This is a genomic window from Bacillus sp. TE8-1, from assembly GCF_008368855.1.
Lineage (GTDB): Bacteria > Bacillota > Bacilli > Bacillales > Bacillaceae_G > Bacillus_A > Bacillus_A cereus.
The window spans coordinates 1-11205 of sequence record NZ_QPET01000054.1; the positions used below are offsets into that span (position 1 = coordinate 1).

The following is an 11205-nucleotide window of genomic DNA, read 5'->3' on the forward strand; positions in this document are numbered from 1 at the left end:
CTGTGGTGCCCCCAAAATATGAAGTCCCTTGAAATTAAAATACCTTTATTACCTAACCTTTAAAAAAGAGGTCTTTCCAATCCATATAATATCAAAAAACATTAAAAAAAAGTCTAATTAATTTTATGTTTTGACTATTTGAAAATAAGTCGAATAAAACAATATTAAGATTTCTGGATATTAATTAGTTTATTATATAAAAATAGCGCTTTCTAATTAGCTTTTACTAATAGAAATACACTATTTATAATAAAATATTTTTATTCTTTTATCCCTTCAAGTCTTTCCTTCGTATTAATTTCTTCTCCACTTATACGCTTTTCAAAAGACTTTCTCCAACTATTTGAAAGTGCATTTACTTCTAATATCCTTTTTACCCCTTCAATATTTTGTTTTTCCTTATGCATGATACGATTAGCAAACGCTACTGAAACACCTTTTGGATCAGACTGTAGTTTTTTTAAGGTATCGACTGATGATACCCATCCTTCTTTTAATACACGAAAATAAAATCCTGTATATCCTGTTTCTTGAAAATATAGTGGTAACTTTGGAATATTATATTTTTTTGCTAATTTAAAACAAGGTTGCCTTGGCTGTGTTACCTGTACGATTGCCTGTCCTAGCTCAAACGTATCACCAATACAAACATCCTCTTCGCGCATACCACTAACTGTTATATTTTCTCCGAAAGCCCCATATACAAAATCTTGATTCAATTCTTTTTTCCAATATGGATAGTGATCACCAGTATAAACACAAACTGCTTTATCTACTCCTCCATGATGAACTAAGTCAGCTTGTCCATCCCCATTAAATTTTACAAAGGATAAATATACCGGTTCCTTTACTTGTTTCTTATTTATGCCTGTATGAATTACTTTTCCGCCGTATGTAACCTCTTTTGGTAATCCTATATTTAAAGATAATAATTGATATTCATTAGCCATTCTATTTCCTCCTTTACAGGTGTTACATGTATTTTCTCTCGATTAATTTTTACAAACCTCTCTGTTATATAAAGATGATTATAAAACCTCTAAAATCATTGTTCAATTCAATTATTTATATAATAATGATAGGTATAACCTATTATTATACTTGAGGTGATTCCAATCGAATTACGACAACTTGAATACTTTTTAGCTGTTTCAAAAGAATTACATTTCACAAAAGCAGCTGAAAAATTAAATATTTCACAGCCTTCTCTAAGTCAACAAATACGTGCATTAGAGCATGAAGTAGGAATGCCACTTTTCGATCGAATTGGTAAAAAAATATCATTAACTGAAGCAGGGAAGATTTTATTATCACATAGTAAAACCATTTTTCATGAAGTCGAACAAGCTCGTTCAGCTATTCAAGACCTAAACGGATTACAGCAAGGTTCCTTAACAATAGGGGCTTTGTTAACCGTCGTAAATTATTTACTACCACCAGCTATTTTAAATTTTAATAATTTATATCCTAATATAGAGCTTTCTGTATTAGGGCTTCGTACAGGAGATATTCGTGAAAAATTATTACAAAACGAACTAGATATTGGAATTACATTTCTCCCGGTGCAAGATAAAGAGATTATCTCCATCCCTCTATACAAAAGCGATCTTACATTGGTCGTGCCCACTGGTCATCGATTAGCTGAACGTAATCATGTATCTATTGCTGAATTACAGAACTACCCTTTAATTCTTTTACCTAAAAATTTCTTTTTAACCGAACTAATTACATCTCATTGTCAAAAGTTAAACTTTAAACCAAGGCCAATTTTAGAAATTAGTACGATGGAATCTTTAATCCAAATGGTTTCCAAAGGAATGGGAATTACAGTGTTACCCAAACCATATATAGACTTTTTACAAAATAAAAACATTCAAGCTATTAAAATAGAAAACCCTACTCCAATAATTGAAATAGGGCTAATTTATAGAAAAGATAAATATATGTGTGCTGCAACTCGAAAATTTATTGAGCAACTAAAAATCACAGTACGTTCTTTCCAAAACTAAACAAAAGAGATTATCCTATGAAACCGTTTCACAACAATTTAGTAGAATAATCTCTTTTCAAAACAAAGTAAACATTATATTTAACTCCTATAAACTTTAATGTACCCTTTTAGATATTGGAATATATTTTGTAAAATATGCACCAACTAGCAATAATACAATTGAAAATAACCAAGTAAAAGCACCGCCAAAATGAAACCAATATGCAAACATATTTAAGATTGCAAGTGAAAAGAAGCAAATAGAAGTTACCGCACTTTTCAATCCTTTTATCCCAGACTTTTTTCTCTTTTGATAAGCAATATACATCGCAATGACAAGAAAAAAGATAAGAACAAATGGTAACATAACCTTTAGTATTGATAATCCCTCCAGTATAAATGCACTCTTTACATCACCATCTTATCCCATTTATCTTTTAGGTATCAATTCATTCTTATCTTCCTTCCAAAAGTCAGTATAAGTTTTATTTTTAAAGTTCACGTTCACCTCAGAAAACGGCATACTTCCTCCAACTTTCAATGAATACCAGTCGTTTAAAAGTGGTGATCCGAAACAAATCTTCATTGTACAATCATGTAAATCGAATAATACAGAATGTAAAGTTCCAAACCATTCTTCATAGTTATACACAGTAAGTCCAGCAGGATATTCTTCTTCTACTAACTTTTTTAAAGACTCTATGCTTACTTGTTCATATCTATTTAAATGCTCATGTAAAAGGTAATATCTCTTTGTTGATTGTTCTAATTTCCTATTATTTAATTTCTGAATTGATGAACTAACTGCATGGTTTGTTGATACAATAAAAGCTTGTTTTTCACCATCAATCGTTATTGTCGATTTATGACCGTCAAATATTTCAATATATGCTGCACTTAAAGGATCAGCTATTATTAAATTAATATTACTAGCAATTGGTATTTCTTCTATTAGTGACTTAGCTTCCTGCACATTTTTACATTTCTCCAACAACAATCGAATTACCGCAAAACATTGTAAACCATTTACCATTGGCTTTCTTAAACCTGCAATGTTTCCTACTGGTTGACCACATGCTGAAAATGTAACAGATAATCCATGTTCGTTAACCCCTTCTGTTCGACCAAAATATTGAGTAGAAAAACCACTATGTGCATACGCACCTTCAACATGCGTCGAGCAAAAACGCATATCATCTATTACTGGTGACAAATCATAATTTCTTAATACATATGTGTGTTTTGAATCTGTCTTTTTAGGTAATACTGCACAATGACTACAACCTGCTTTCAATAGTGTTTGATAGTAATACATCATATTTTTTGAAGGAATTTTTAACACTTCACAAAACCCCTCAATTTCTTCATTTATGCCTGGACAATGTTTGTTTAGTATATTTCTCGATTCTGTCCAATGGTTATTAGATATTACATTTGCTTCGTGTATAAATTGCGGGATGAGATACGGATTTTGTTTCACGAATTCCCCTTGTTGCTTTCCAATCTCATAATAACTTCCTTTTAATGATGAAAAATACCCCTTTACTTGATACATCAAACTCCCCCTCACATTGGATATATCCATATCGTACCAAATGGATTTCATTCATCCTTGATGTTTTTTACTATCTTTCTTTAACACCATTCCATTTTAATATCTCCACTAATAATTATTTACTAGACAATTAAAGTTTTGTTAATATTGCTGTAATAGCTTTATTTCAAAATAAAGTAGTTTGGATATCAAATGAGCAAAATACTTTGTTAAACCCACTTATAAGCAATCATCTAATTCATGAAATCAAAAAACTTATTTATCAAAATAAAAGGAGAATTTATGTATGAGTAGTTGCAAACCAATTGATAAATTAACTATTGAGGACCTAAAACAAAACCCCATTTGGGAATGGGCAATAGATGAAGAGGAAAACGAAGAACATGACGAAACATGGGTAAAACCAGCGGCAACTACTAATTTTACAGAAGAATTAAACGGTTCAATCGTACTAGGCGAATTATTCTTACATAATGGTGAAAAATTCCCTATGATGTGTGAAATTGATATTGAAGGTGACGAGGCCGTAATTCGTTCTGTTGTTTATTATAAGGAAGCAAAAAATGAGTATATTGCTATAGAAGATATTGTGAAAACGGTCGAAATGCCGTTATCGATTATTATTAATCTTACAATTCATGCAGAATCCAAAACCTTACGCTTCACTGCACATAAAGTAGATATTTATAAAAATTCAATAACAACTAATTTAAAGTAAAGTTGGTCGAAATATAGAAAACCATTATGAAATAAAAACTGGAAAATCATTAACGATTTTCCAGTTTTTTAAACTATATTAAAGTATCCCCTTTTCCACTAAAGTCTCTGCGATTTGAACTGAATTCCAAGCCGCACCTTTTAATAAATTATCGGAAACAATCCAGAGGTGGAATCCGTTTGGCGTATCAGGATCTTTACGTATTCTTCCGACAAATGTATCTATTTTCCCTTCTGCATATAATGGCATTGGATACAGCTGTTCACTAGGGTTATCCTGCAAAATAACACCTGGTGCATCCATTAGTACTTCCTTGATTTCCGCAACGGTTGCTTCTTTTTCCAGTTCTATATAAACCGATTCTGAATGCCCTGATACAACTGGAACACGTACACAAGTAGCTGCCATTTTCAGGTTTTCATCTTCTAATATTTTCTTCGTTTCTTGAATCATTTTTACTTCTTCAAAAGTAAAATCATTGTCTGTAAATATATCTACTTGAGGCAGTACATTAAACGCTATTGGGTAATGTTTTTTATCTTTTTTCGCCGGTAATATATTACTTTTCACTTCTTCACCAGCAAGCATAGACTTAGCCTGCTCTTGTAATTCATGAATCGCATGAATGCCAGAACCCGATACAGCTTGATATGTTGAAACGATAATTCTTTCTAAACCGAATGATTTTCGAATCGGCTGAAGTGCTGTTACCATCTGTAATGCTGAACAATTTGGAACTGCAATGATACCTTTATGCTGTTTTAAAGTGTGCGCATTTACTTCCGGAACAACGAGCGGTACATCTTGCGCCATTCGGTACTCACTTGTGTTATCAATTACAATCGCACCACTAGAAACTGCATGAGTTACAAATTGTCTAGATACTTCTCCCCCAGCGCTAAAAAAGGCAATATCTACACCTTCAAAGCTAGTTGTTTTTGCCTCTTGTATAATTATCTCTCGTCCTTTGAATCTTACTTTCTTACCAGCGGATCGTTTTGACGAAAGCAATGTAACTTCAACTATATTAAACTTTATTTCATTCTCTAACAGTTCAATAATTTTTTGCCCTACCGCACCTGTAGCCCCAACAACAGCTACATGATAGCCCTTTTTGTTCATCTTTTCTCCTCCAATATCACCTAAATGAATATTTCTACAATTTCATTTTATACAGAATTTAATCATTTGGAAAATTAAAATACATGATATAATCATTCACAAATCATGATAATAAAAGAGGGATCGCTTATGGAAATGAGACATGTTAAAACATTTTGCGCCATTGTGAAGTATGGTAATTTTTCTAAAGCTGCTCATGCGCTAGGTTATGCGCAATCTACTGTTACAGCACATATGAAAGCTTTAGAGAACGATTTACATATTCCACTTTTCGATCGGTTAGGGAAAAAAGTGCTACTTACAAAAGCAGGTCATCAATTTCATCCTTATGCATTAGAATTACTTTCAATATATGAAAAAGCGCAAGAAATCCCCCAAAACACAGATTATTTAGAAGGTACATTAAGTATTACATCTAATGAATCATTAGCGGTATATCGATTACCACAATTATTACGTACTTACAAACAGAAAAATCAGAAAGTAAATATCGTGCTTGAAACGAACACAAATGAACAAGCATTACAAAAATTACGTGAAGGAGAAACAGACGTTATCTTCATAATTGGAGAAAGTATAGAACATAATGATTTTATTACGCGTACTTTTAGTAATGAAACATTTGGATGGATTTTACCAGCTTATTCCTCTGCGCATACAAATCCATTCCAGTTATTACAGGACACCCAGTTCATTTTTACAGAACAAAGCTGCGGCTATAGGCCAATGGTAGATCGTTTTTTACGTCAAAGCAGGAATATTCCAGATAAAACATTTGAAACTTCCAATGTTGAAGTCATTAAACAATCCGTTATGTGTGAGTTAGGCATTTCAATTCTTCCTTATATCGTTGTACAAGAAAGTTGTCAAAAAGAACAACTATGTTTTCAGCCTATCGAAACTCCAACAGTTATTCAAAGTCATGTAATCTATCATAAATCTAGATGGATTTCCCCGGTGTTACAGTCGTTTCTTTCCTTACTTGAACGAGACTAAAATATTAAGACGTACATATAAAAAGAGTAATTGCCTAATAAGCAATTACTCTCTTTCATTAATTAGTATACTATTTATTAGTCTGTCCCCCACCTGCAATTAATTTACTACCTGAATATGTACCTTTGTTCATAAACACTTGATTAATTAATTCTTTTTGCTCAGCTTCCGACATTACTCCTTTTCCTTCTCCTAAATTCCCACTTTGTAATTTCCAAATCTTATTGTGATCCCCATCAACCTTTTCATATTTTCCTTGTTTCCATCGTTCTAAAATTTCTACATATGTACTTCCCTGCACAAGATCATTACTCTTTACAATATCAATTAAGCTTTCAATCCGCTCTTGTGTAATAAAAATATAACCCCACTTTTGATCAGCTTTCGCTTTTTGATGTGCCATTTCATGTAATGCTGTCTGTATGTTCTCATCTGTCCATTTAAAATTTTTATTAAAACCACTATTTGGCAATGAATAATTGCCATTTTCTAAAATCTTTGCATCTTCTGCTTTTACGTTACTATCGGCTAATACTTCTACCGCTGGAGCAGCTGGTGATGCCTTTTTCGCAGCTGGTTTACTATTATTTAAATAATGCAGCATACCATATGTTAAACCTACTCCGATTACCGCCATACCAGCTATAACACCTATTATTTTCAAAAATGTTTTCATCTCGCTTGTTTCCTCCCAAATATCTCTGTTCTGACTACCTAATTATTTCTTATATAAAAACTGTTACTTCATTCAAAATATCGCATCGCATCCCCTATCATATTATTTATATATACTTCCTCATATTGTATTTCTTTAAAATTGAAAGATTATTCTGTTAAATAATGAAAATATTCTACAAATTTTTCCTTTATATTTATAAAGAAACAAAAAAACAACGAGCGCGTTCTACAACACTCGTTGTTTTTACTTTATGCACGATTTTCTTTTAACCACTTCGTAATAGCATCTAACCTCGAAACATCAAAACGTCTTTCTTCACACACGTTCAAATTTTTTGAGTTTCTCACTATTTCTAATTCATTATTTCTTACACTTTTCGCCTCAATTAATTTACAATACCCATCTGTAACAGTATTTAAATTTTCATAATAACGCTGAAACGATTTTGATATATGTAAATGTTTTTCAAAGTTTCTTCTTCTTTTCGTCTCATCAGATACTTTCCGCTTTCTAAGTTCTTCATCGTTCGTATATAAATAAAAATATTGATCCGGAAAACCAATTTCCCTATTTATCATCTTTTCTTTATAAAAATTTTCTATTAAAGATAATGGCTGATTAAATATATCAAAATGAAAGCACCAATTATAACTAAGTGGTTGATATATATCCCCATCGAGTATTACTAATTCATATTGCTCTGACTTCTGAACAGCTATATTCCAGCGCTCAACTTGTTTTTCAAAATACCATGTTCTATGTTCATTTTTTGGTCTTTCAAATAAAGAATTCACTTCAGGTATTATATAAGCACCATAATTCTTTTCTAATTCACGGCACGTGGTACTTTTACCAACAGCACTTGCTCCCTCAAATGCTATTATCCCCATAGTTTCTCCCTCTTTCATTAACTAAAATTTCGTTGTTTCGCTTTTCTTCCCCATAACTTTCTCCATAAAACAATTGAAGCGATAGTGAGCATGATTGTTGTAATGATACTACCTTCAATTCCAAACGTGCCTCCATGAAGGAATACGGGGCCATTTGTTGCAGGTTTAAATAACGGCGTTGAATATATGGTCATCCCGCTAACTGCAAAACCGTAGACGTTATATTGTGCCCAATTCCAAATGGAATGCCATGCGCAAATCCCCCACAGACTACTGTCTTTTAAAACGTAAAAAGCTGCAAATACACCAACTAATATTATATTCGATATTGAAAGAATTGTAATACCTGGATTAAGTAAATGAAGAAAACCAAATAAGAAAGACGTCACAACAATCCCAACCCATATACGACTTCTAACAGAAAGAACCGGGAATAACCAACCTCGTACAATAATTTCTTCTGTTGCCCCTTGTATTAAAAATGCAACTAGAGATCCTACTATTCCTACTATTACTGTTGAGGTAATATGTTGTACTTGCAATTTCATACTCCCCATTAATAATAGTAGAATAACTGGCGTTGAAATAAATACAAACCCTATTAACGCACCTTTTAAATACTTTCTCATCCATTTCTCTTTCCAAAAGCCAATGGATGAAAAAGGTCTTTTTTCTACAAAACGAACCCATATAAATAAAATAAATATAGCTCCGCCAAACGTTAACACCATTCTAACATTGTCATAAATACCTTTCATGAATATCGTTTCAGCTTTTGGTAAAAATAACATAAATAACATAAAAAGTTCGCCTAAAGTCAAAAATATAATGGCTAATATTACAGCAAAGACTGGATGCACCTTTTTTCTCCCTGCTTTTGCTGCTTCAATTATTATAAATGAATTATTTTTCACTTTCTTTTCTCCTTTTATAATATTTAACTACCAACAGTTAACAACCATATTTTACCATAAAAAATGCAATATTAATATTTACTCTAAGTTTTTCTTACATGATTTTGCATAAATCCAAATTAGGAATAATATATAAATAAAAGAGGTGCCTTTGTGCCTTTACTATTATCACCCAGATTAATCAGTGGTATTACCAGCACTTGCTATTTCCCACCATTTGTTGTAAGATAGTAATTAAGGTCAATTTAACACTATATTTTCTTTGCATATTATCAAGTATCAATCAGGGACATTTTGTACTCCTTATGGGTTTTTGATAATATGTGAACTTTTATTTTCATTCAAATAAGGCCGATCATATTGTAATTTTTCTACTTTTAGGAGGCATTACCATGACATTAACAGGTAAAGTAAAATGGTTTAACAGCGAAAAAGGTTTCGGTTTCATCGAAGTTGCAGACGGTAACGACGTATTCGTTCACTTCTCAGCTATCACTGGCGACGGCTTCAAGTCTCTTGACGAAGGTCAAGAAGTTAGCTTCGAAGTTGAAGAAGGTAACCGCGGACCTCAGGCTAAAAACGTTGTAAAGCTATAATTCAAACAATAAAAAGGTTGTTACCAGCAAGGTTAACAACCTTTTTAATATATAACTAAAATTTTTTACATAAAAGGAGTGGTTACATGTATCGCAATCGAAAGAACGATGTAGCAGAAGTACCACCAGAACAAACCCCTGTTTGGGAATGTGAATCAGAGGATTGTTTAGGATGGATGAGAAAGAACTTTTCATTTGAAGAAGAGCCTAAATGCCCTTTATGTAAAAGTAGCATGAAAAGCGGAGAACGTTTATTGCCTAAATTAGGTTAATTTATAATAAAAAAAAACCTCTTTTAATTAAGAGGTTTTTTTTTATTATAAATTTATGTCTTCAATATCAGTTCGCACTATAGAATACAATAATGCATCGTGTTGCTTATTTCCTTGATGAATATATCCGCGCAATAGACCTTCCTTTTGAAAGCCGATTTTAGATAACATTCTACAAGAAGTAACATTTTCAGGATATGTAATAGCTCCAATTCTAAACAAACCCAAATCTTTAAACCCATAATCAATAATTTCTCGAGCCGCTTCTGACGCATAACCATTTCCCCAATAACGAGGATGCAGGTCATATCCAATCTCAGATCGTTTACTCCATAATTGTAAATTGTTTAGTCCAATTGTTCCTATTAAAACGTTCGTTTCTTTTAACACAATTCCCCATCGTATTGCCTTTTTCTCAAAGTAATTTTTCGAAAAAGATTCGATCATACGTGAAGCTTGTCCAAACTCCGTAAAAGAATTCATACCGTAATAACACGTTACTTCATCCAATGAAAAGATTTCATATATTTTTTGACAATAAGATTGTTCTATTTCAACTAAACGTAAGCGTTCTGTTTCTAATATAGGAAATGCCATAGGATCACTCCTTTCTCTCTACTCATTCATTATATCAGAAAAAATATTTATAATTACTAAAGTCCTTATTGTTCCATAAATCAAACATTTCTAATGACGCATTCCCTCTTTATTCTATATACACGAATTGGATACCTTCTGATTACTACTCAAACATTACGCTATAATTTCCATAAATCGAATTTCAAATTATCAAGAACTGTAAAAAAAATTGTTTCTTCATTTTCTCCTTCCAAACAACCACCCTACCCCATACATTTATGGTAAAATATAGTTAATATATTATTTTATTGTGGAGGTGTAAATTTCCTATGTATATATTCATCGGCTTATCCCTCTTACTCATATTACTTATTTTTTTATTCGCAAAAAAATTCACACCAAACTCTTTCATGATGACTAACTTTAAAGGCAATAGCTTTAAGACATTTTCAATCGGTATTTTAATCGCTGCCATACTCTCACTTTCATATGGAACTTATCATGCAGTAACATATCAACCTAGTTATTTAGATATTAAATTAAAAAATCAAAACTACACTGTTTTCGGTAATGTAGGCGAATTCGGTTATTTCTCCGAAGAATTATTAAAAAAAGATACTGAAGTTCAACTATATTTCGTCTCTTGGAAAAAAATGCAGTTAAAAAATCCGGTAATACTTATAGAATATCCTTCAGGAAAACAAGAAACATGGAAGCCAAATATCGTATTAATACCGATAAGTAAATTACAAGAAAAACATGATATAAAAGATATTTATCAACTATCACCGTATTCATTTAAAGAATCTGGAGAAATAACATTAACAATAAAAGAAAACAATGTAAAAAACAATAAAATTTCCATTCAAATAAAATAAATAAAAACTGTTCCTT

General features: G+C 31.8%; 14 protein-coding genes. 6 read left to right on the forward strand and 8 right to left on the reverse strand.

Annotation, left to right across the window (positions count from 1 at the left end; all coding sequences use genetic code 11):
• Positions 1–260: 260 nt before the first annotated feature.
• A complete protein-coding gene (locus DN404_RS29960) occupies positions 261–950 on the reverse strand; it encodes an MOSC domain-containing protein (protein WP_001263000.1) in 690 nt (229 codons plus the stop codon).
• A 156-nt stretch (positions 951–1106) separates the two neighbouring features.
• On the opposite strand from DN404_RS29960, the gene DN404_RS29965 reads away from it, so the two are divergent.
• Positions 1107–2009: a LysR family transcriptional regulator gene (locus DN404_RS29965; RefSeq protein ID WP_149215847.1), complete on the forward strand. Its 903-nt coding sequence runs from the start codon at positions 1107–1109 to the stop codon at positions 2007–2009.
• Positions 2010–2105: 96 nt separating this feature from the next.
• On the opposite strand, the gene DN404_RS29970 is transcribed toward DN404_RS29965, so the two are convergent.
• Together DN404_RS29970 and DN404_RS29975 are read right to left on the reverse strand one after the other, a co-directional pair.
• Positions 2106–2357, reverse strand: coding sequence for a hypothetical protein (locus DN404_RS29970; RefSeq protein WP_000936605.1), 252 nt, complete (start codon positions 2355–2357; stop codon positions 2106–2108).
• 63 nt (positions 2358–2420) lie between these two features.
• Positions 2421–3545, reverse strand: a complete 1125-nt coding sequence (locus DN404_RS29975; protein WP_149215848.1) for a C45 family autoproteolytic acyltransferase/hydrolase — start codon at positions 3543–3545, stop codon at positions 2421–2423.
• 286 nt (positions 3546–3831) lie between these two features.
• On the opposite strand from DN404_RS29975, the gene DN404_RS29980 reads away from it, so the two are divergent.
• Positions 3832–4263 carry a hypothetical protein gene (locus tag DN404_RS29980; RefSeq protein WP_044307218.1) on the forward strand — a complete coding sequence of 144 codons (432 nt, stop codon included), beginning with the start codon at positions 3832–3834 and terminating at the stop codon, positions 4261–4263.
• Positions 4264–4341: 78 nt separating this feature from the next.
• On the opposite strand, the gene DN404_RS29985 is transcribed toward DN404_RS29980, so the two are convergent.
• Positions 4342–5385: an aspartate-semialdehyde dehydrogenase gene (locus DN404_RS29985; protein ID WP_001034720.1), complete on the reverse strand. Its 1044-nt coding sequence runs from the start codon at positions 5383–5385 to the stop codon at positions 4342–4344.
• Between the two features lie 129 nt (positions 5386–5514).
• Here DN404_RS29985 and DN404_RS29990 point away from each other — a divergent pair, with 129 nt between their 5' ends.
• Positions 5515–6381, forward strand: coding sequence for a LysR family transcriptional regulator (locus DN404_RS29990; RefSeq protein WP_149215849.1), 867 nt, complete (start codon positions 5515–5517; stop codon positions 6379–6381).
• Positions 6382–6451: 70 nt separating this feature from the next.
• On the opposite strand, the gene DN404_RS29995 is transcribed toward DN404_RS29990, so the two are convergent.
• The 3 genes from DN404_RS29995 to DN404_RS30005 form a co-directional block, all read right to left on the reverse strand.
• Positions 6452–7057 (reverse strand): PRK06770 family protein, encoded by a 606-nt coding sequence (locus DN404_RS29995; protein WP_000846978.1) that lies wholly within the window; start codon positions 7055–7057, stop codon positions 6452–6454.
• Between the two features lie 251 nt (positions 7058–7308).
• Positions 7309–7968 (reverse strand): AAA family ATPase, encoded by a 660-nt coding sequence (locus tag DN404_RS30000; protein WP_119683340.1) that lies wholly within the window; start codon positions 7966–7968, stop codon positions 7309–7311.
• Positions 7968–8864, reverse strand: coding sequence for a CPBP family intramembrane glutamic endopeptidase (locus tag DN404_RS30005; protein WP_149215850.1), 897 nt, complete (start codon positions 8862–8864; stop codon positions 7968–7970). The genes DN404_RS30000 and DN404_RS30005 overlap by 1 nt, the downstream gene beginning before the upstream one ends.
• 392 nt (positions 8865–9256) lie before the next feature.
• Here DN404_RS30005 and cspD point away from each other — a divergent pair, with 392 nt between their 5' ends.
• Together cspD and DN404_RS30015 are read left to right on the forward strand one after the other, a co-directional pair.
• On the forward strand, positions 9257–9460 hold the full coding sequence (gene cspD / locus DN404_RS30010) for a cold-shock protein CspD (protein WP_000176366.1): 204 nt from the start codon (positions 9257–9259) through the stop codon (positions 9458–9460).
• Between the two features lie 86 nt (positions 9461–9546).
• On the forward strand, positions 9547–9732 hold the full coding sequence (locus tag DN404_RS30015) for a cold-shock protein (RefSeq protein ID WP_000286203.1): 186 nt from the start codon (positions 9547–9549) through the stop codon (positions 9730–9732).
• Positions 9733–9777: 45 nt separating this feature from the next.
• Here the strand turns inward: DN404_RS30015 and DN404_RS30020 are convergent, their stop codons facing one another.
• The gene (locus DN404_RS30020) at positions 9778–10329 is read right to left on the reverse strand and encodes a GNAT family N-acetyltransferase (RefSeq protein WP_000885398.1); all 552 of its coding nucleotides are present in this window, start codon (positions 10327–10329) and stop codon (positions 9778–9780) included.
• Positions 10330–10640: 311 nt separating this feature from the next.
• On the opposite strand from DN404_RS30020, the gene DN404_RS30030 reads away from it, so the two are divergent.
• Positions 10641–11189, forward strand: a complete 549-nt coding sequence (locus DN404_RS30030) for a hypothetical protein (RefSeq protein WP_000275232.1) — start codon at positions 10641–10643, stop codon at positions 11187–11189.
• The last annotated feature ends 16 nt before the right edge of the window (positions 11190–11205 follow it).